Consider the following 19,456-nt stretch of genomic DNA (forward strand, 5'->3'; position numbering starts at 1 on the left):
CACCCCCGACCGGCCGCTCAGAGGAGCCGGGCGAGCACCGCCTCGTAGCGGGGGCGGTCGCCGGCCGGCGTCTTCGCCTCCAGGTAGTTGAGCACCACGGCGCCGCGCCGGTACGACTGACCGGCCCAGGTGTCGGCGATGTCGCTCGCGCTGGTCTCGTCCGGGAAGACGTACACGGTCACGGTGTCGGTGGCGACGATCTCGGAGCAGCCGAGACCGAGCCCGTCCGGCCCGCAGTCGACCGAGCGGTCGCGGGGGTGGGGCACCGGGAGGCCGGCGGCGCGGAACGCGGCCACCACCTGCTGGGCCCCGGGGGCGCCGGCGGGGCGGCGCGGCAGCACCACCGGCGGCGGGCTGGCCGGGCGGCGTTCGGTCTGCTCCTGCACGGCCGGCGCGTCACCGGCGGGCGCGTCACCCGCGGGCGGGACGGCCGGGCCGTTCGTCGAGCCCGCGGGGGTCGGTACGGCCACCGCCGAGCCGGTGGCGGGTGGCACGACGACGGCCGAGCGGGTGACGGTCGGTTCGGCGGCCGCATCATCCCCGCCTCCGCATCCGGCGGTGACGGCGACGGCGGCGGCGAGCACCGTGATCGCGGCCAGGTGTCGATGGGTCACCAGGGCAGTCTTCCGAACGCCATCCGCCGGCGACAGTGGCCGGTCGGTCACTCACGGTGTCGCCCATCCGGCACGTACCCGGCGACCAGGCGATCCTGCGGCGCGGCGCCGGTCGCGCCGGGTCCACGGCGGAAACGCGCGGCGACCGGCCCGGGCCGGTCGGTAGCATCCCGGCCGGCATCCGAGGACGACCGGGGAGGGAGACGGCATGGGCGGGTTCACCGTACGGGAGGCCGGGTCGGACGACCGGGCCGCCGTCGACGCGCTGCACGAGCGCGAGTGGGGCGGCCCGTACGTAGTGGCCCACGACGTCCGGTACGACCTGCGTACGCTGCCGACGCTGGTGGCGGTGGACGGCGCCGGCGCGGTGGTCGGCGCTCTCGCGCACCACCGGGAGGCGGACGGTCTGGAGGTGGTCAGCGTGGTGGCCGCCGTACCCGGCGGCGGGGTCGGCACCGCGCTGCTGGACGCGGCCGCGGCGACGGCGCGAGCGGCGGGGCTGGCGCGGCTCTGGCTGATCACGACGAACGACAACCTGCGCGCCCTCCGCTTCTACCAGCGGCGCGGCCTGCGGCTGGTCGGGGTGGACCGGGGCGCGGTGGACCGGGCCCGGCGGCTGAAGCCGGAGATCCCGCTCGTCGGCGAGGACGGCATCCCGCTGCACGACGAGCTGATCCTGGAGCGGCTCCTCACGCCGTGAGGGCCGGCGAGGCCGATGTCGGCGCTGCCAAGGAACGGGAGCAGGTGGTGCTCGGGACCCCGCCGACCGGCGCGGCGCCGGGTCCGTGGGCGGGGCTAGCCTGCGTTGCATGTCCGCCACACCCTGGATCTCGCTGACCACCGACTACGGTCTCACCGACGGCTTCGTGGCCGCCTGCCACGGCGTCATCGCCCGGATCGCCCCGGCCGCCCGGGTGATCGACGTGACCCACCTGGTGCCGCCCGCCGACGTCCGCCGGGGAGCGGCCGTGCTCGCCCAGACCGTGCCGTACCTGCCCGTCGGGGTGCACGTCGCGGTCGTCGACCCGGGTGTCGGCACCGCCCGGCGCGGCGTGGCCCTGGCGACACCGGGCGGGCTCCTCGTGGGGCCGGACAACGGGCTGCTGCCGGAGGCCGCCGACGCGCTCGGCGGGGTGACGGGCGCCGTGGAGCTGACCAACCCGGCCTGGTTGGCGCCCCGGGTCTCCCGGACCTTCCACGGCCGGGACGTGTTCGCGCCGGTGGCCGCCCGGCTGGCGCTCGGCGCGCCGCTGGAGGAGGCGGGCCCAGCGGTGGATCCGGCGGAGCTGGTCCGGCTTCCCGCGCCGCGGGTGACGGTGGACGCCGGCGGTGTCACCGCCGAGGTGCTGACCGTGGACCACTTCGGCAACGTGCAGCTCGCCGCCGGCGCGGAGGTGCTCGAACGCCTGCCCGCGACGGTCCGGTTGACCGTGCCGCCACGAACCGCGGACCCCGGCGGGGCGCCGGGCCCCGCCGTCGACACGGGCCGGCCTGCCGCGGGCGAGCACGGGCCGGAGCGGGCGTCCGGCGAGCCCTCGGAGCGGACGGGCTGGGCGGCGCGGCGCGGGCGGACGTTCGGTGACGCCTCGCCCGGGGACCTCGTGGTGTACGTCGACTCCGCCGGGCAGGTGGCGGTCGCGGTCAACGGCGGGCGGGCCGTGGACGTGCTGGCCGTGGCGCCGGGCGACCTGGTGCGGATCGGCGGCTGAGCCAGCGGGGCGACCTGCGTCGGCGGCCGAACCAGCGGGGCGACCCGCTCGGCGGCCGAGCCAGCGGGGCGACCCGCTCGGCGGCCGAGCCAGCGGGGCGACCTGGGTCGGCGGGTGGGCTCCGCCACGGAGCGTGCGCCCCGGCGACCGGGACGCACGCTCCGCGGGGCTGGTCAGCAGCGCGGCACCGTGCCGCCGTACACGGCGGAGATGTACGCGTGGCTGACGAACTGGCCGGTGGCCAGGCGGTTCCACCGGTTCGTGGTGCGGTACGGGCCGGCGACCGTCTGCCCCGTCGCGTAGCACTGGATCGGCACGATGGCGTGTCGGGCGGCCAGCCCGACCGACGCGTACGCGGTGCTCGCGCCGGCGCGGATGTTCAGCGGCCCGTCGCCGACCACGCCGTGCGGCTCGGACCCGGTCCACAGGTAGGCGACGTCCACCCAGGCGTTCGTGGTGAGCCGCAGCCCGTCCCAGAAGGTCCCGTCGGCCAGGTCGATGCCGGCCGGGTTGCGTACGACCCGCCCGAACTGGTCCCGCCCGCCGTGGTAGCCGTTCTGGTAGGCGGCCTGTGCCTCGGGCCGGCCCCGCGGCAGGTCCTTCCAGTTCTCCCGCACCGCGCTCGGGTTCCAGTAGTCGTCGCGAGTGTTCCACGGACCGACGTCCCACACGGGCGCGTACGTGCAGCGGCTGCCGTTCGTGGTGCAGACCCGGACGGTGTAGTCGCCGGTGTCGTCGGGGGCGAGCGCCCGCCGCGACGGCAGGGCCACGAAGTGGTCGCGGGGCTGGATCGTCCGGCCGTTGGCGGTCACCTCGCCCACGAGCCCGATGCGGGTCGCGAAGACCCGGTAGGTGATACCCGGCGTGGCGGCGGCCGCCGCGGCCCGGGGTCCTGTGGCGGCGGAGTCCGCGGTGAGGCGTACCGCGCGGACCGTGGCGACGGCCCGCGGGTCGCGGGCGGTGAGCACCACGCGGGCCTGTACGCGGGTGACGGGCCGGTCGAAGACGGCCGTGCCGGTACGCCACTCGGTCCATCCCCCGCTCGTCCGCCAGCCGCGGACCTCGACCTCGACGGCGCCGCCGGCGGGGACCCGGGCGGTGACGTCGGCGTGGACGCGGGTGGCCGGCCGGGGCAGGGTGCGGGGCGTGCCGACGAGCATCCCCTCGGCCGGGGTGCCGAGTGGGCCGAGGGCCGCGCGGGCGGTACCCGCGGTGGCGTCGCGGAGGCGGAGACCGGCCGGGGTGGAGCGGACGTTGACGTCGTCGCCGTCGACGACGGACAGGTCGAGGGTCCAGCGGTCGGTGGCCGCGGCGGAGCCGGCTGCGGTGAGGGTGAGGGCGCCGGACGCCGTGGCCGCCGGGGCGACGCTGGCCGTGGGCAGGAGTGCGGCGGCGAGGGTCACGGTCAGCAGGGCGAGGAGGGCGGTTCGGACTGGACGATGAATACGTTTCATGGGCAAACTCCTCAGAACTCCCTGATAGTGCCCATGTCGGGAGATCGAGCGGAAGCAGGGTACAAATAGCGACACATGCGAATCCGGCTCGACGGAGGGAGGATGGAGGGGTGCCCGAAGGCGACACCGTCTGGAACACCGCCCGCGTCCTGCACCGCGCCCTGGCCGGCGCGACGCTGACCGCGAGCGAGTTCCGGGTGCCGCAGCTCGCCACGACCGACCTCGCCGGGTGGGCCGTCCGGGAGTCCGCCGCCCGCGGGAAGCACCTGCTGCTCCGCCTCACCGCCCCGGCCGAAGGCGACAGTCCCCCGACGTCCTGGACACTGCACTCGCACCTGCGGATGGACGGCGCCTGGCGGGCGTACGCCCCGGGCGAGCGCTGGGCTGCCCGGCCGGGGCACCTGATCCGGGCGGTGCTGCGCAGCCCGCAGGCCGTGGCCGTCGGCTACCACCTGCACGAGCTGGCGCTCGTGCCCACGGCCGAGGAGGAGCGGCTCGTCGGCCACCTCGGCCCCGACCTGCTGGGCGCCGACTGGGACGCCGCGGAGGCGGTCCGCCGGCTGGCCGCGCACCCCGACGCCCCCGTCGGTGAGGCCCTGCTGGACCAGCGCAACCTCGCGGGGATCGGCAACCTCTACAAGTGTGAGCTGCTCTTCCTGCGCGGCGTCTCGCCGTGGACACCGGTGGGCGCGGTGCCGGACCTGCCCGGCCTCGTGGCGCTGGCCCACCGGCTGCTCGCCGCCAACCGGGGCCGCTGGACGCAGAGCAGCACCGGCTCACTGCACCGGGGGCAGACCACCTACGTGTACGGCCGGCGAGCCCAGCCCTGTCGCCGGTGCGGCACGGCGGTGCGCAAGGACGAGCAGGGCGAGCGCGTCACCTACTGGTGCCCGGTCTGCCAACCGGAGCACCCGCCGGCCGCCGTCCAGAATGGGACGATTGGGTAATTCCTAACCGGACCTCTTCCGTCGCATGCTGCGGTTGGACACTCACCGATCGTCAGCAGAGCAGGCGGACCGGGTCGCCACGCCGAGGTGGCGGCGGTCGCGCCCCGACCCGGGGAGAGCCATGACGATGTTCCGCAGGCTCCGGGCCACCTGGACCGATCGCCTCGCCCGTGGTGGCGACGGCCCGACCGCCGACCGGTCGAGCGCCGTCCCGGCCGCCCGCACCGCCGAGGACCCGCTCGTCCCGGCGCCGGCCAGCCTGGATCCCGCCGCCGTGCCACGCTGCTTCGGACCGGTGCCGAACTTCGCCCGCAGCCCGCTGCCGGTCTGCGACGCCGACGGGCGGGTGCTGCCCGGCACCGGCCTGCGCAAGTTCGTCGACGCGCTGCCCGGCACCGGCCCGCTCCGCCGCACCGAGCTGGGCGGCTACCTGCCCGTGGCCGTGCCCGACACCATCACCTACCCCGGCTGCGACTACTACGAGATCGGCCTGCAGCAGTACGCCCAGCGGCTGCACCGGGACCTGCCGGCCACCCGGCTGCGCGGCTACCGCCAGCTCAACCTCGGCACCGACGCGTCCGGGCACAACACAGTGGCGCCGCCGGGCCGGCCGTGGCACCTCGGCCCGCTGATCCGCGCCCGGCGCGGCCGGCCGGTACGGGTCAAGTTCATCAACCAGCTCCCCACCGGCCGCGCCGGCGAGCTCTTCCTGCCGGTCGACGAGACCGTCGAGGGCGCCGGCATCGGGCCGCTCGACGGCCCGGCGCCGTACCCGCAGAACCGCGCCGTGCTGCACCTCGCGGGCGCGCAGACCGGCTGGATCAGCGCGGGCAACCCGTGGCAGTGGATCACCCCGGCCGGCGAGATCACCCCGTACCCGACCGGCGTGGGCCTCACCCACGTGCCCGACATGCCGGCGCCCGGCGCCGGCGCCACCACGCTCTACTACCCCAACGAGCAGAGCGGCCGGTTCCTGTGGTTCCACGACAACACCCTGGGCCTGTCCCGGTTGACGGTCTACGCCGGCCAGATCGCGCTCTACCTGCTCACCGACCCGGTCGAGGAGCAGCTCGTGGCCGACGGGGTGCTGCCCGACGACGAGCTGCCGCTGGTCGTCCAGGACAAGACCTTCGTGCCGGACGACACGCAGCTCGCCGAGGAGGACCCGACCTGGGACCGGGACCGCTGGGGCGCCCGCGGCAGCCTCTGGCATCCCCACGTCTACCAGCCCCGGCAGAACCCGTACCGCGACGGCGGGTTGAACCCGACCGGCCGCTGGGACTACGGGCCGTGGTCGCGTACGGCCGACGGCGGGCCGGACCGCGAGAGCGGCGCGGTGGGCGGCACCGGCGCGGTGGGCGGCACCGACACGCCCGCGGCGCATCCCGGCCCCGGGCCCGTGCCCAACCCGCACCACGACCCCGTGGCCGCCGCCGACGAGCCACCGCTGACCCCGGGTGTGCCCCACCCGAGCGCCGTCCCCGAGGCGTTCGGCGACACCCCGCTGGTCAACGGGATCGCGTACCCGTACCTGGAGGTGGAGCCCCGGGCGTACCGGTTCCGGATCCTCAACGCGTGCCTGGACCGCAGCCTCCACCTCCAGCTCTACCGGGCGGCCTCCGACGGTCCCATGTGGGACGACGAGGGCAACCTGCTCGACGCCGACGCCGGGGAGGTGCCGATGGTGCCGGCCGCGCACGCCGCCGGGCGGCCGGCGGACTGGCCCGTCGACGGGCGGGAGGGCGGGGTGCCCGACCCGCGCGCCGCCGGGCCGGAGCTGATCCAGGTCGGCAACGACGGCGGTCTGCTGCCCGCGCCCGTGGTCATCCGCAACCGCCCGATCGGTTTCCGGTACGACCGGCGGGATCCCACGGTCCTCAACGTCGACGGGCACGCCCTGCTGCTCGCCCCCGGCGAGCGGGCCGACGTGGTCGTGGACTTCTCCACCGTGCCGTCCGGCGGCACACTGATCCTCTACAACGACTGCCCGGCCCCGCTGCCCGGCTTCGACCCCCGCTACGACCACTACACCGACGCCCCGGACCGCACCGCGGAGGGCGGTGCGCCACCCACCCGCCCCGGGTACGGCCCGAACACCCGCACCCTGCTCCAGTTCCGGGTACGCGGCACCCCGGCCGAGCCGTACGACCTGGGCCGGCTGCGGGAGCGACTGCCCCGGGCGTACGCGGCCAGCCAGCGCCCGCCGATCGTGCCGCAGCCGGCCTACGACGCGGCCATCGGCACCCGGACGCCTCGGGAGACAGTGGTGCCCGTGCACGCCGGCAGTGTCACGTTCACCCCGGCCGGCGGTGCCGTCCCGGTCACCGTGCCGGTCACCGTCAAGGCCGTGCAGCAGATCTTCGAGCCCGCGTACGGCCGGCTGGCCGGCCGGCTCGGGGTGGCGTACCCGCACGCCGGGCCGCTCTCTCCCGCGACGCTGCCGCTGGGGCCCACCGACCCGGCCACCGAGATCCTCTTCGCGGCCGACCCGGCGGTGCCGATCGGCGCGCCGGCCGACGGCACCCAGATCTGGCGGATCGTCGGCAACAGCCGGCAGACCGAGGCACTGCGCCTGGACGGCTGCGACCTCCAGGTGGTCAACCGGGTCGGCCGGGACGGCACGATCCGCCCGCCGGAGCCCGGCGAGCTGGGCTGGAAGGAGGTCGTACGGGTCAACCCCGGTGAGGACCTGATCGTGGCGCTGCGGCCGGTCACCCCGACGCTGCCGTTCAAGATCGGCGACAGCGTACGGCTGCTCGACCCGACCCGTCCGGCCGGCGCCCGCACCGGCTCGGCCCCGGTGAGCCCCGTCGACGGGCGGCCGGCCCCCGTGGTGAACCAGCTCGTGAACCTCGGCTGGGAGTACCGCTGGCACAGCCAGCTCGGCGGCCGCCGCGACGCCGGGATGAGCCGGCCCCTCGTCCTGCGGGTCTCCCCCAAGGCGCCCACCGGGCTCACCGCGACGCCCGCACCCGGCTCGGCCACCGCCCTGCCCGCCATCACGCTGGCCTGGACGGGCAACGGGGGCCGCCCGGCGGCCACCAGCCACCTGCTTCAGCGGGCCACCGACCCCACGTTCAGCACCGGGGTCACGGCCATCACGGTGGCGGCCACCGCGACCCGCTACACCGACGCCACCGTCACCCCCGGCGTCACCTACCACTACCGGATCCGCGCCGAGAACGCGGTCAGCTGCTCGTCCTGGTCCAACAGCGTGCCGGCGTCGGTGCACCTGACCGCCCCGGCCGGGGTCACCGCCGCCGTCCCGCCGGCCGCGCCGCTGCGCGTCGCCGTGCGCTGGTCGAACCGCTCCTTCGCGACCGGCATCGACGTGCAGCGGGCCACCAACCCGACCTTCACGAGCGGCCCGGGCACCACCGCCATCGGCGTGGGCGACAACCACCTGGACACGGCGGTGGCGCCGGACACCACGTACTACTACCGGGTGCGGACCACCTATCTCGGCGCCGCCTCGCCCTGGTCGACGGTGGCGACCGTGACCACCCCGTCGGCCCCCGTCGTCCCGGACGCGGTGACCGCCTCCGCGGGCGCGGCGGGGCCGGACACCGCCACGGTGATCCTCGGCTGGTCGGCGGGGACGGCGGCCGGGCCGGGCGCCGGGTTCATCGTGCAGCGGGCCGTCGACCCGGCGTTCACCCACGACGTGGCGACGTTCACCGTCACCGGACGGGGGTTCACCAACACGGGCCTGGCCCGCGGGGTCACCTACCACTACCGGGTCCGCGCCTACAACGTGGTCGGCAGCTCGGGCTTCACGGCACCGGTCGCCGTCACGACCCCGCCGTGACCGTCCGCCGCGTCAGCGGCTGGGGGCGCGCAGGGGATCGCCGACCGTACGCAGCTCGGACAGCGCCGTGGCGACGCCGTGCAGCAGGTCGGCCGCCTCGGTGAGGCGGGACGCGGCCGGGTGCGGCGCGTCGGGTCGGGCGTCCTCGGCCACGTAGCCCGCGGCGGCCACCACGAGCCGCTCGTACGCGGCCACGCCGCTCTCCAACTGCTCGGTCAGCACGCGGTGCGCCTCGGCGAGCGGCGCCCGCGCGTCCGGCGGGGCCAGCCGCAGGGCCCGCTCGACGCTCGCGACCCGGTGGGCCAGCTCCCGAAGCGACCGGTCGGCCGCACCGGCCTCCTGCGCGGCCGGCTCGGCGAGCCCGGTGAGCCGGTGCCGCATCCCGTCGAGGGTCAGCGCCGCCCGGTCCAGCCGCGCCCACGGCTCGGACGCGCTGGTGCCCCGCAACGCCACTCGGGCACGGACCCGGCGGACCTCGGCGAGCACCCCGGGACCGGCCGGCAGCCGCTCGACCGCGGCGACCAGTCGGGCCCGGGACCGGGCGGCGGCCTGCGCCGGGTCGGGCGGCGGGGGAGCCGGCCGGGCGCGCAGCGCCCGCAGGTCGACCCAGCGCCAGGCGGCGAGCACCACGGCGCTGCCCGCCGCGCCGGCCCAGGCCGCGTCGGGCAGCCCGACCCCGGCGTACGGGGTGAGGACGGCCGTGGCGCCGCCGAGGCCGCCGGCCAGCACGGTCCAGCGCCGGGCGGACCGGCGCAGCCGGGCCAGGCTCCGGAAGTACCGCGTACGCTCGTCTGCCACCCTGACCTCCTCGATCGGTCCGCTCACCCGGCGGCGGTGGTGTCCCCGGTGCCCCGCTCGCGCGCCATCGTCGCGCGGATCTCGTCGAGCCGGGCCGCGGCGGCCGGATCGGCGGCGGGCGGGGCCTGCTGCTCCACGCCGGGTCGCTGCTGCTGCGCCCCCGCCCGCTGCTGCTGCGCGCCGAGCTGCTCGCCGGCCATGCTCGCCCGGATCTGCTCCAGCCGGGCCGAGCCGGCCGAGTCCAGCGTCGCCTTCTGGATCTCCAGCATCCGCCCCTCGGCCGAGTTGCCGGCCAGCTCGGCGCGGCCCATCGCGTTGGCGTACCGGCGCTCGATCCGGTCACGCACCTCGTCGAGGCTCGGCGTGGTGCCCGGCGCCGTGAGCGCCGACATCGACTCCAGCGAGCGGGCCACGCTCTCCTGCATATTCGCCTGCTCCAGCTGGCTGAGCAGCCGGGTGCGCTCGGCGAGGCGCTGCTGGAGGATCATCGAGTTGTTCTCGACGGCGCGGCGGGCCTGCGCGGCGGCACCCAGCGCCTGGTCGTGCAGCGTCTTCAGGTCCTCGGCGGCCTGCTCGGCGGAGACCAACTGGGTGGCCAGGGTCTGCGCCGACTGCTCGTAGCGCCCCGCCTCGGCGTCGTCGCCCCGGGCCCGGGCCTGGTCGGCCAGCACCAGCGCCTGCCGCGCGTTCGCCTGGAGGCGCTCGACCTCCGACATCTGCCGGGAGAGCTTCATCTCCAGCTGGCGCTGGTTGCCGATGACCGCCGCGGCCTGCTGCACGAGCGCCTGGTGCTGGCGCTGCGCCTCCTCGATGGCCTGCTGGATCTGGACCTTGGGATCGGCGTGCTCGTCGATCCGGGCGCCGAAGAGCGCCATCAGGTACTTCCATCCCTTGACGAACGGGTTCGCCATCTGCGCCGTATCCCCTCAGTAGCGTCGCTCCGCCCGAACCGTGCCGGGCGGACGACGGGCCACCGGCGCGGCCGCCTCACCATCGTCCCAGCCGGACGCCAGGCCGGCACCCGTACCGTGCGAGCGGGCGGCGTCGCCGTCTGCGATCAACCCTACGCGGGCCGGGCCAGGCGGGCCACGTACGCGACGAGAGCGGGATTCAGGCGGCGCAGACCACGTCGCGGTCCCGCTCGGTGGAGCGGACGCGGGTGCTGCGCAGGGTGGCCTTCAGCGGCGAGTCCTGGCGTACGGACACCGACACGTTGCCGTCGGAGGTGACCTGGCGCACGGCCCGCTTGGCCGCCGCGGCCTCGGTGGCCGGGGCGGTGGTCGCCGGCTCGTCCTTCACCGGCACCAGCACGTTCGGCATCTGCTCGGCGAGCGCGACGGTGTCGCTCACCTCACGCAACAGCTCGGACAGGCGGGCGCCCAGGGCGTCGCAGATCGCGGCGAGCAGCTCGCTGGAGGGCTCCTTCTGGCCGCGTTCGATCTCGGAGAGGTATCCGAGGCTGACGTTGGCGGCCGTGGAGACCTCGCGCAGGGTGCGGTGCTGCCCCTGCCGGCGCGCCCGCAGTGCGTCACCGATCACCCGGCGTAGCAGGACCATCGCACCTCCCCCTCTCCGGCCGACTTCCTCCGCCGCGGCCCGGCCGGACGCGGCGGGCCGGCCCGGCCCCGATCAACGGAGCCTTCCCGCAACCGTACCCGTTGCCCGGCCCGTCGACATCCCGCCCCGCCCGTCGGATTCGGGCCGTCGGCCGGCGCGGCGACGGATCGGCCCGGGCCGTCGACCGGTCCGGCTGGTGGTCGACCGGGCCCGCGTCGTCAGGATTCCACGCCCGCCGGGGCCGGTGATCCGCCGTCGGCGTCCGCGTCGGCCGCGTCCGCCTCGTGGATCCGCTCGGCGAGCAGCCGCAGCGCCTCGATGACGGCGGCGGAGCGGACGTGGTCCCGGCCACCGTCGAGGTCGAGTTCCCGCACGGTGCTGCCGCCCGGCCCGGCCACGGCCACGTACACCAGCCCGACCGGCTTGCCGTCCTGGGGCTCCGGGCCGGCCACACCGGTGGTGGCCAGTCCCCAGTCGGCGCCGCAGCGGCGCCGGCCGCCCTCGGCGAGCGCCACGGCCACGTCCGGGTCGACGGGCCCGCGTTCGGCCAGCAGCCCGGCCGGTACGCCGGCCAGCTCGGACTTCAGCTCGGTGGCGTAGACCACCAGGCCGCCCCGGTAGACCCCGCTCACCCCCGCGATCTCCACGATCGAGGCCGAGAGCAACCCGCCGGTGAGCGACTCGACGGTCGCCAGCGTCTCGTGCCGCTGGGACAGGCTGTGCACGACACCGGCCGCCGGGCTCCCGACCGGCCGCTGTCCGTTCGCGTCGCTCTCCACGTCCCCCATCCTTCCCCTACGGCACCGGCAACCAATCGTGACCTCGCGCTGATCATGAGGTTGGCGGTGTTCTCGATCTCCGTACGCCCCGCCAACCTCATGATCACCCAAGCCGGGGGCGGACGCGGGCGGCCCCGCACGGCGCGGTGGCGCGTCAGGGACGGGGGCGGCGGAGGCGGAGGGCCTGCGCCACGTAGTCGAATCCGGTGGCCACGGTCACCACCACGGCGGCACCCATGATCCACGGGCCGACCGGGGCGAGCGCGGCCGGCATCGGCCAGAGGTACCAGGCGATGGCGAGGATCTGGAGCGCCGTCTTGACCTTGCCGCCGCGGCTGGCCGCGATCACGCCGTGCCGGATCACCCAGAAGCGCAGCGCCGTGATGCCCAGCTCGCGCAGCAGGATCACCGCCGTCACCCACCAGGGCAGCCGGTCGTACCAGGAGAGCAGCACCAGGGCCGCGCCGGTGAGCGCCTTGTCGGCGATCGGGTCGGCCACCTTGCCCACCGAGGTGACCAGGCCGAACCGGCGCGCGATCCAGCCGTCGACCAGGTCGGTCACCGAGGCGAGGGCGAAGATCAGGCAGGCCGCCATCCGCCAGCCGGCGTGGCCGAACGCGGACACGACCACGGTGGCCGCGAAGACCGGCACCAGCACCAGCCGCAGCGCGGTGAGCACGTTGGCCGCGTTCAGCAGCGGCACCCGGGCCACCACCTGGGCCGGCGTCGACTCGGTCGCCCCCGTCACCGGCGCACCCCGCGCGGACGGCCGTGGCGTTCCCGGTCCCCCACCACGTGCCCTCCCCGCCTCGTCCGGGCCCGCCGTCACCGTGCCGCGCCGGGCGCCGCCGAGATCATCTCATCCGGTACGGCGTACAGATCCACCCCTTCGGTGCCGGTCACCCGGGCGCGTACCAGGTCACCGGGGCGCAGCGCGGCGAGGTCCACCCCGCCGCCCTCCGGGGCCACGAGCGTCGTCGAGCCGTCCACCTCGGGCGCCTGGTGCGCCGCGCGGCCCTCCACGACCCCGCCGTCGACCGAGTCGACCAGGACCTCCACCGTCGAGCCGAGCCGTTCCTCGGCCCGCTGCGCGCACAGCTCGTCGGCGAGGGCGCTGAGCTTGTCGTACCGCCGCTTGATCGTCGCCGCGGAGACCTTCCCCGGCAGGCCGGCCGCCTCGGTGCCGTCCTCGTCGCTGTAGTCGAACACGCCGATCGCGTCGAGCCGCGCCTCGGTCAGGAACCGGACGAGTTCGGCCACGTCGGCGCGGGTCTCGCCGGGGAACCCGACGATGAAGTTGCTGCGGGCGCCCGCCTCGGGCGCCAGGGCCCGGGCGCTGGCCAGCAGGTCGAGGAAGCGCTCCGTCGACCCGAACCGGCGCATCCGGCGCAGCACCGGCTCGCTGGAGTGCTGGAACGACAGGTCGAAGTACGGGGCGACGCCGGGCGTGGTGGCGATGGCCTCGACGAGGCCCGGCCGGGTCTCGGCCGGCTGGAGGTAGCTCACCCGCACCCGGACGATCCCGTCGATCCCGGCCAGCTGCGGCAGCAGCTTCTCCAGCGCCCGCGGGTCCCCGAGATCCTTGCCGTACGAGGTGGAGTTCTCGCTGACCAGCACCAGCTCACGGACGCCGGTCTTGGCGAGCCACTCGGCCTCCGCGAGCAGCTCGTCGGGCGTACGCGAGACGAACGCCCCGCGGAAGGCGGGGATGGCGCAGAAGGCACAGCGCCGGTCGCAGCCGCTGGCCAGCTTGAGCGAGGCGACCGGACCGGTGTCGAGCCGCCGGCGCAGCACCGGCCGCAGGTGGGCCGGCGTGTGCGCGTCGGCCTCGACAGTGACGCGGGTCGGGGTGCCGTGGCCGGGCAGCGAGACGGCCGCCTCGCGCCGCTCGACCGGGGTGAGCGGGAGCAGTTCGCGCCGGTCCCGCGGGGTGTGCGCGCCGATCCGCTGGCCGGTGAGCACCGCGTCGAGGCGAGCCGCGATGTCCGGGTAGTCGTCGAAGCTCAGCACCGCCTGCGCCTCGGGCAGGCTCTCGGCCAGCTCCCGCCCGTACCGCTCGGCCATGCAGCCGGCCGCCACCACCTTGGCGCCGGTGTCGGCGGCGGCGAGCAGGGTCTGGATCGAGTCCTGCTTGGCCTTCTCCACGAAGCCGCAGGTGTTGACGATCACCACGTCGGCGCCCTCGCCGTCGGTGCTGACCTGCCAGCCCTCGGCGTGCAGGCGGGCGGCGAGTTCCTCCGAGTCGACCTCGTTACGGGCGCAACCCAGGGTCAGCAGGGCGACACGGCGGCCTTCGGCGGAAGAAGGGGAGGTGGCAGACACCATCCGAGGGTACCGGGCCGCACCGCGCCCCTTACGCACGGCGGCCCCTCCGGCGGGCCGGTGCGCCGCGGGGAACGGGCCGGGCGGGTCAGACCACGGTCGCGGAGACGCGGACCAGGCGGTCGAGCAGGAAGACCTCGGTGCCGGCGAGGCCGACCGAGCAGAAGACGGAGATCTGCTCGGGGCTGGTGCGCCCGGGAACGGCGCCGGCGAGCACCGCCCCGAGGTCGCGCAGCCGATCGGCGTACGGGGGTTCCGCGGCGAGCATCGGCGGGGTGTACGCGCACGCCTGGGCCGGCGAGTCGGTGACCAGGACGTCCGCCGCCGCGAGCAGGTCCGGGCCGAACTCGGCGCGGTCCCGCTGCTTGAAGCCCACCGTGTTCACGTGGGTGCCCGGAGCGAGGTCGGCGGCGTCGAGCACCGGGGTGGGGCTCGTGGTGGCGAGCACCACCACGTCCCGGCCGGCCACCGCGGCGGCGGGCTCGTCCACGGCCCGCGCCGGGATGCCCAGCTCGTCGCGGACCCGCGCGGCGAACGTCTCCCGCCGGGCGGCCGAGCGGCTGTGCACGGTCACCTCGCGCAGCGGGCGCACGGCGGCGGTGGCCCACACCTGCGTCCAGGCCTGCCGTCCGGACCCGATCACGCCGAGGGTCGCGGCGTCCGGCCGCGCCATCGCGTCCACCGCCACGCCGCCCAGGCCACCGGTACGCCGGGAACCCAGTTCCTCGCCGACGGCGATCGCCCGGACCGCGCCGGTCCGGGCGTCGTGCAGCACCACGAGCTGCTCCGCCTCCGGGTGGCCGAACGTGTCGTACGAGCGGAAGCCGTACCACTCGCCCGTGAGGTGCCCGGCGGTGAGCACCATCCGCCCTCCCCGCAACGGCGCCGAGGCCCGTGGTGGCGCGACCAGCCGGCCCTCGTACGCGGCCAGCAGGGCGGCGCGCATGGCATCGACGGTGGTGGCGGCGTCCAGTGCGGCGGACACGTCGGCGTCGGAGAGGAGCAGGGTCATGGCCCCCATACTGCAAGTTGAAGTGAGGTTCAGGTCAATGCGCGGTGGTCCGGTTCACCTCCGCGTCCCTCCGTACGCGGTCACCGCCGACCGGCCGGCCGGTGGTGCTACCGTCGGCTGCGGTGGCTCCCGTCGGCCACCCCGGACGAGCGGTGGGCGTACCCGGTCAGGCGAAGACGCCCCGACGTGTGATGACCGACTCGTCCCGGCCCCCGGTGGTCCGGGCTCGTGTGCAGAGGTGACGGCGATGGCCTGGATCGTGTTGGTGCTCTCCGGACTGCTCGAGACGGCGTGGGCCGTCTCCCTCGACCGCAGCCAGGGATTCAGCCGGCCGCTGCCGTCGCTGGTGTTCGCCGTGACGCTGGTGCTCAGCATGGCCGGCCTGGCGTACGCGCTGCGGCAGATCCCGGTCGGCACCGGGTACGCGGTCTGGGTCGGCATCGGCGCCGTGGGCACGGCCCTGGTGGGGATGCTCGCGCTGAACGAGTCGACCAGCCTGCCCCGGATCGCGTGCCTGTTCCTCGTGATCGCCGGAGTCGTCGGGCTGAAGTTCTTCCACTGAGCCCGCTGGGGGCGGGTGACCGGTATCGACCCGGATGCGTACGCGACGACCGGAACGGGTAGTGACCGACCGTCACTGGCTCTCACCCTGGAGGACGTCATGGCCGACATTCCCACCGCCCGCCCGCGCAGCAGTGCCGCCCGCGTCTGCACGATCCTGGGCTTCGTCTTCGCAGTCCTCGCGCTCTTCCTCTCGCCGCTGATCTTCGGCGTGCTCGGTGTCATCCTCGGCGTCGTCGGCGCCGTCCTCGGCGACAAGCCGCTCGGCTGGTACGCGGCCGCCGCCAGCGTGGTCGGCGCCATCCTCGGCGCGCTGCTCACGGCCGCCATCCTCAACAGCTGACGCCGCGACTGGGCCCGCCGCGACCCCCGGCGGGCCCGGCTCGCGGGGCGTGCGCTCAACCGCGGTCGGCCACCAGCACCCGGTTGCCGTCCGGGTCGAGGACGACCGCCATCCGCTCACCCCACGGCTGCGTCACCGGCTCGGCCACCACCGGCACACCGGCCGCCCGCAGCCGCTCCACGGCGGCGGCGCAGTCGGCCACGTACACCCAGAGCGCCACCCGCTCGTTCGCCAGCGGCCCCGACTCGTCCTGGCGGCCGATGCCGAGCTGGCCGGCGCCCACCCGCAGCCCGACGTACGCCGGCTCCCCGGCCTCCGGGAACCGGTAGGTCACCATGCCGCCCAGCAGGTCCCGGTAGAAGGCGAGCGCCGCCGGCAGGTCGGCGGTCGTGAGGATGGGGAACAGCTCCTCGGTCAGCGGAGCGGCGTCAGTCATCGCCGCCCCGGATGCCGGCGAGAACCTCCTCCAGCTCGTCCGGCTTGACCAGCACGTCGCGGGCCTTCGAGCCCTCGGACGGGCCGACCACGCCCCGCGTCTCCATGAGGTCCATGAGCCGGCCGGCCTTCGCGAAGCCCACCCGCAGTTTCCGCTGGAGCATCGAGGTGGAACCGAACTGCGAGGTGACCACCAGCTCGACCGCCTGGAGCAGCAGGTCCAGGTCGTCGCCGATGTCCTCGTCGATCTTCTTCTTGCTCTCCTGCGCGACGGTCAGCACGTCCGGGCGGAACTCCGGCTCGCGCTGGTCCTTGCAGAACTTCACCACGTCGGCGATCTCGCGCTCGGTCACCCAGGCGCCCTGGATCCGGATCGGCTTCGACGCGCCCATCGGCAGGAAGAGCCCGTCGCCGCGGCCGAGCAGCTTCTCGGCACCCGGCTGGTCGAGGATGACCCGCGAGTCGGCCAGCGACGACGTGGCGAACGCGAGCCGGGACGGCACGTTCGCCTTGATCAGACCGGTCACCACGTCGACCGAGGGACGCTGGGTGGCGAGCACCAGGTGGATGCCGGCGGCACGGGCGAGCTGCGTGATGCGGACGATCGAGTCCTCCACGTCGCGCGGGGCGACCATCATGAGGTCGGCCAGCTCGTCGACGATGACCAGCAGGTACGGGTACGGCCGCAGCTCCCGCTCGCTGCCCGGCGGCGCCTTGATCTCGCCGTTGCGCACCTTGCGGTTGAAGTCGTCGATGTGCCGGACCCCGTTCGCGGCGAGGTCGTCGTAGCGCATGTCCATCTCGCGGACGACCCACTCCAGCGAGTCGGCCGCCTTCTTCGCGTTCGTCACGATCGGCGTGACCAGGTGCGGGATGCCCTCGTAGCCGGTCATCTCGACCCGCTTCGGGTCGATCAGCAGCAGCCGCACCTCGTCCGGGGTGGCCCGCGTCAGGATCGAGACGAGCAGCGAGTTGAGGCAGCTCGACTTGCCGGCGCCCGTGGCGCCCGCGATGAGGATGTGCGGCATCTTCGCGAGGTTGGCCACCACGTAGCCGCCCTCGATGTCCTTGCCGAGCGCCACGACCATCGGGTGGTGGTCGCTGGTGGCGGCACGGGAGCGCAGCACGTCGCCGAGGGCGACGTTCTCCGGGTCGGCGTTGGGGATCTCCACGCCGACCGCGCTCTTGCCGGGGATCGGGCTGAGGATCCGCACGTCCGGCGACTTGACCGCGTACGCGATGTTGCGGGACAGCTGGGTGATCCGCTCGACCTTGACGCCCGGACCCAGCTCCACCTCGTAGCGGGTGACCGTCGGGCCGCGGGTGAAGCCGGTGACGGCGGCGTCCACGTCGAACTGCTCGAAGACCCCGGTGAGGGCGGCGATCACCTCGTCGTTGGCCTTGCTCCGCTTCTTCGGCGCCGCGCCGCTGCTCAGCAGGTTGGCCGGGGGGAGCGTGTAGTCGCCCGCCAGGCCGGTCAGCGCGAGCTGCTCGGCCCGGGTGGGCAGCGGCGAGTGCTCCGGCGGCTCCACCGGCTTGCGGCTCACCGGCACCTTCGTGGGCGGCGTACGCGTCAGCACGAGGGTGTCCTGCAGGTCGGCGCCGTCGAGGTCGTCCTCGAACGCCTCGGGGTCGACCGGCGGGGGCGTCCGCTTCGCCGGGCGCTTCCGCGCCGGCTTCGCCGGGGCCTCCTCGGCCTCGTCCTGGGTGGACGGTGGGGCGACGAGTGATCCGGCGAGGAGGCCGAGCCGCTCGGGGATCTTGTTGATCGGGGTGGCGGTGACCACCAGCAGGCCGAACAGGAGCAGCAGGATCAGCAGCGGCATGGCGACCCAGGCCGTGACCGCGCGTTCCAGCAGGCTGCCGATCGCGGCGCCGAGCAGCCCGCCCGCGTAGTCGCGCTGGACCGGGTCGACCGGGTTCTGCCCGATGTGGAGCATCGCGGCGGTGGCCACCAGCATGGAGCCCCAGCCGACCAGCCCCCGGCCCCGGTGCTCCGGGTCGGCGGGCTGGCGCATGAGCCGCCACGCGCCGATCCCCAGCAGCACCGGCACCACCACCGCGATGGCGCCGAGGAAGAGCCGGACCGAGTCGGCCAGCCGGTGGCCGACCGGGCCGGCGCCGGAGAACCAGATCCCCACGGCGCTCAGCAGGGCCAGGCCGAACAGCAGCAGGCCGGCGCCGTCGCGGCGGTGCTCCGGGTCCAGTTCGCGCGCCGAGGCCGCCTGCCGCCCGGCCGCCCGCACGGCCCACCCCACGCCGTGCGCCAGGCCCATCCACAGGGCGCCGACCGCGCGTCCGACGTAGACGGCGGGGCCGGGACGGGCGGGTCGGGTGCGGCGCCGGACCGGCGCCCGTGTCTTCTTCGCCGGCTGGCGGGCGCGGCTGTTCGTCGCACCGCGCGGCGACGCGCCGCGCCGCCGGCTCGCCTGAGAGGTACGGCCCGCCATAGCATCACCGTAACGGCGGGACCCGGTGGATCGCCGCTTTTCCGGGTCGTGTCCGCGCGTCGCAGCGCGTGCTCCGCCGCATGCCGTGATATCTGCCTCAGAAGGGATGCCCGATGGCGTCGCCGGGATTCGAGGACGGTCCGGACGACCCCCTGGCCGGGCATCCCCGACGACTGCGACCGCTGACCGCCGACCTCGTCGCCGCGGTGCTGGGCACGCGGGGACACACGGTGACCACCGACTCCGACGGCGACCTCGTGGGCCGCTGGGACGACACGGTGATCTGGTTCCTGCGGCTCGGCGAGTACGGCGAGCTGCTCCAGGTCCGCGCCATGGCCGCCCCGCTCTTCCCCATCGAGCAGGTCCCGGCGCTGCACGCCTTCTGCAACGCGTGGAACCACGACCACCTCTGGCCGAAGGCGTTCGTCCACGTCGACGACGACGGGCGGGCGCGGGTCTGCGGCGAGGTGATCGCCGACCTGGAGCGCGGGGTCACCCCGCACCAGCTCGACCAGCTGCTCGACCGCGGCATCGCCACCGGCTGCCGGCTCGCCGCCGCGGTGGAGCGGCTTCCCGGCGGGGCCCTGCCGTGACGGGGCAGCGGAACCGCGGACGCGACGCGCGACCCGGCCGGCTCGACGACCTCACCCTCGTCGGGCGCGGCCGT

Annotated in this window: 18 protein-coding genes and 1 riboswitch; of the genes, 7 read left to right on the forward strand and 11 right to left on the reverse strand. The window is 75.5% G+C overall.

The window, feature by feature from the left end; genetic code table 11:
• Positions 1–17: 17 nt before the first annotated feature.
• A complete protein-coding gene (locus OG994_RS17255; RefSeq protein WP_328850320.1) occupies positions 18–614 on the reverse strand; it encodes a hypothetical protein in 597 nt (198 codons plus the stop codon).
• Positions 615–822: 208 nt separating this feature from the next.
• Between OG994_RS17255 and OG994_RS17260 the strand changes: the two genes are divergently transcribed.
• Positions 823–1,314, forward strand: a complete 492-nt coding sequence (locus tag OG994_RS17260; RefSeq protein WP_328850321.1) for a GNAT family N-acetyltransferase — start codon at positions 823–825, stop codon at positions 1,312–1,314.
• 109 nt (positions 1,315–1,423) lie between these two features.
• The gene (locus tag OG994_RS17265) at positions 1,424–2,323 is read left to right on the forward strand and encodes an SAM hydrolase/SAM-dependent halogenase family protein (protein WP_328850322.1); all 900 of its coding nucleotides are present in this window, start codon (positions 1,424–1,426) and stop codon (positions 2,321–2,323) included.
• Positions 2,324–2,496: 173 nt separating this feature from the next.
• On the opposite strand, the gene OG994_RS17270 is transcribed toward OG994_RS17265, so the two are convergent.
• A complete protein-coding gene (locus OG994_RS17270) occupies positions 2,497–3,777 on the reverse strand; it encodes a hypothetical protein (RefSeq protein WP_328850323.1) in 1,281 nt (426 codons plus the stop codon).
• Between the two features lie 110 nt (positions 3,778–3,887).
• Here OG994_RS17270 and OG994_RS17275 point away from each other — a divergent pair, with 110 nt between their 5' ends.
• Both OG994_RS17275 and OG994_RS17280 read left to right on the forward strand, forming a co-directional pair.
• Entirely contained in the window at positions 3,888–4,724 is an 837-nt protein-coding gene (locus OG994_RS17275) for a DNA-formamidopyrimidine glycosylase family protein (RefSeq protein ID WP_328850324.1), read from the forward strand.
• A gap of 121 nt (positions 4,725–4,845) precedes the next feature.
• Positions 4,846–8,532, forward strand: a complete 3,687-nt coding sequence (locus OG994_RS17280) for a hypothetical protein (RefSeq protein ID WP_328850325.1) — start codon at positions 4,846–4,848, stop codon at positions 8,530–8,532.
• A 12-nt stretch (positions 8,533–8,544) separates the two neighbouring features.
• Here the strand turns inward: OG994_RS17280 and pspM are convergent, their stop codons facing one another.
• The 7 genes from pspM to OG994_RS17315 all read right to left on the reverse strand — a co-directional run bounded on the left by pspM (position 8,545) and on the right by OG994_RS17315 (position 15,000).
• Positions 8,545–9,330 (reverse strand): phage shock envelope stress response protein PspM, encoded by a 786-nt coding sequence (pspM, locus tag OG994_RS17285; protein WP_120328400.1) that lies wholly within the window; start codon positions 9,328–9,330, stop codon positions 8,545–8,547.
• Positions 9,331–9,353: 23 nt separating this feature from the next.
• Positions 9,354–10,241 carry a PspA/IM30 family protein gene (locus OG994_RS17290; RefSeq protein WP_328850326.1) on the reverse strand — a complete coding sequence of 296 codons (888 nt, stop codon included), beginning with the start codon at positions 10,239–10,241 and terminating at the stop codon, positions 9,354–9,356.
• A gap of 199 nt (positions 10,242–10,440) precedes the next feature.
• The gene (locus OG994_RS17295) at positions 10,441–10,887 is read right to left on the reverse strand and encodes a helix-turn-helix domain-containing protein (RefSeq protein ID WP_120328402.1); all 447 of its coding nucleotides are present in this window, start codon (positions 10,885–10,887) and stop codon (positions 10,441–10,443) included.
• 218 nt (positions 10,888–11,105) lie between these two features.
• A complete protein-coding gene (locus OG994_RS17300) occupies positions 11,106–11,666 on the reverse strand; it encodes a CinA family protein (RefSeq protein WP_328850327.1) in 561 nt (186 codons plus the stop codon).
• Positions 11,667–11,820: 154 nt separating this feature from the next.
• The gene (pgsA, locus tag OG994_RS17305; RefSeq protein WP_120328404.1) at positions 11,821–12,414 is read right to left on the reverse strand and encodes a CDP-diacylglycerol--glycerol-3-phosphate 3-phosphatidyltransferase; all 594 of its coding nucleotides are present in this window, start codon (positions 12,412–12,414) and stop codon (positions 11,821–11,823) included.
• A 77-nt stretch (positions 12,415–12,491) separates the two neighbouring features.
• Positions 12,492–13,991 (reverse strand): 30S ribosomal protein S12 methylthiotransferase RimO, encoded by a 1,500-nt coding sequence (gene rimO, locus OG994_RS17310; RefSeq protein ID WP_328850328.1) that lies wholly within the window; start codon positions 13,989–13,991, stop codon positions 12,492–12,494.
• Positions 13,992–14,076: 85 nt separating this feature from the next.
• Complete coding sequence (locus tag OG994_RS17315; protein WP_328850329.1) at positions 14,077–15,000, reverse strand: ornithine cyclodeaminase family protein; 924 nt, start codon at positions 14,998–15,000, stop codon at positions 14,077–14,079.
• Between the two features lie 118 nt (positions 15,001–15,118).
• Positions 15,119–15,186, forward strand: a riboswitch (guanidine-III (ykkC-III) riboswitch).
• 61 nt (positions 15,187–15,247) lie between these two features.
• Here OG994_RS17315 and OG994_RS17320 point away from each other — a divergent pair.
• Both OG994_RS17320 and OG994_RS17325 read left to right on the forward strand, forming a co-directional pair.
• Positions 15,248–15,562 (forward strand): DMT family transporter, encoded by a 315-nt coding sequence (locus OG994_RS17320; RefSeq protein WP_120328407.1) that lies wholly within the window; start codon positions 15,248–15,250, stop codon positions 15,560–15,562.
• Positions 15,563–15,661: 99 nt separating this feature from the next.
• Positions 15,662–15,904, forward strand: coding sequence for a hypothetical protein (locus OG994_RS17325; RefSeq protein ID WP_120328408.1), 243 nt, complete (start codon positions 15,662–15,664; stop codon positions 15,902–15,904).
• 55 nt (positions 15,905–15,959) lie between these two features.
• Here OG994_RS17325 and OG994_RS17330 read toward each other — a convergent pair whose 3' ends face one another.
• Both OG994_RS17330 and OG994_RS17335 read right to left on the reverse strand, forming a co-directional pair.
• Positions 15,960–16,340, reverse strand: a complete 381-nt coding sequence (locus OG994_RS17330; protein WP_328850330.1) for a VOC family protein — start codon at positions 16,338–16,340, stop codon at positions 15,960–15,962.
• Positions 16,333–18,789 carry an FtsK/SpoIIIE family DNA translocase gene (locus tag OG994_RS17335; protein ID WP_328850331.1) on the reverse strand — a complete coding sequence of 819 codons (2,457 nt, stop codon included), beginning with the start codon at positions 18,787–18,789 and terminating at the stop codon, positions 16,333–16,335. Before OG994_RS17335 ends, OG994_RS17330 begins: the two co-directional genes overlap by 8 nt.
• Before the next feature lie 113 nt (positions 18,790–18,902).
• Here OG994_RS17335 and OG994_RS17340 point away from each other — a divergent pair, with 113 nt between their 5' ends.
• Complete coding sequence (locus tag OG994_RS17340) at positions 18,903–19,382, forward strand: type III secretion system chaperone family protein (RefSeq protein ID WP_328850332.1); 480 nt, start codon at positions 18,903–18,905, stop codon at positions 19,380–19,382.
• The last annotated feature ends 74 nt before the right edge of the window (positions 19,383–19,456 follow it).

This window comes from Micromonospora globbae (assembly GCF_036184225.1).
GTDB lineage: Bacteria > Actinomycetota > Actinomycetes > Mycobacteriales > Micromonosporaceae > Micromonospora > Micromonospora globbae.

Coding starts and splice junctions, on each gene's coding strand:
- OG994_RS17260 (WP_328850321.1), top strand. CDS start 823: ATGGGCGGGTTCACCGTACGGGAGGCCGGGTCGGACGACCGGGCCGCC.
- OG994_RS17265 (WP_328850322.1), top strand. CDS start 1,424: ATGTCCGCCACACCCTGGATCTCGCTGACCACCGACTACGGTCTCACC.
- OG994_RS17270 (WP_328850323.1), bottom strand. CDS start 3,777: ATGAAACGTATTCATCGTCCAGTCCGAACCGCCCTCCTCGCCCTGCTG.
- OG994_RS17280 (WP_328850325.1), top strand. CDS start 4,846: ATGACGATGTTCCGCAGGCTCCGGGCCACCTGGACCGATCGCCTCGCC.
- OG994_RS17290 (WP_328850326.1), bottom strand. CDS start 10,241: ATGGCGAACCCGTTCGTCAAGGGATGGAAGTACCTGATGGCGCTCTTC.
- OG994_RS17295 (WP_120328402.1), bottom strand. CDS start 10,887: ATGGTCCTGCTACGCCGGGTGATCGGTGACGCACTGCGGGCGCGCCGG.
- rimO (WP_328850328.1), bottom strand. CDS start 13,991: ATGGTGTCTGCCACCTCCCCTTCTTCCGCCGAAGGCCGCCGTGTCGCC.
- OG994_RS17315 (WP_328850329.1), bottom strand. CDS start 15,000: ATGACCCTGCTCCTCTCCGACGCCGACGTGTCCGCCGCACTGGACGCC.
- OG994_RS17320 (WP_120328407.1), top strand. CDS start 15,248: ATGGCCTGGATCGTGTTGGTGCTCTCCGGACTGCTCGAGACGGCGTGG.
- OG994_RS17325 (WP_120328408.1), top strand. CDS start 15,662: ATGGCCGACATTCCCACCGCCCGCCCGCGCAGCAGTGCCGCCCGCGTC.
- OG994_RS17330 (WP_328850330.1), bottom strand. CDS start 16,340: ATGACTGACGCCGCTCCGCTGACCGAGGAGCTGTTCCCCATCCTCACG.
- OG994_RS17335 (WP_328850331.1), bottom strand. CDS start 18,789: ATGGCGGGCCGTACCTCTCAGGCGAGCCGGCGGCGCGGCGCGTCGCCG.
- OG994_RS17340 (WP_328850332.1), top strand. CDS start 18,903: ATGGCGTCGCCGGGATTCGAGGACGGTCCGGACGACCCCCTGGCCGGG.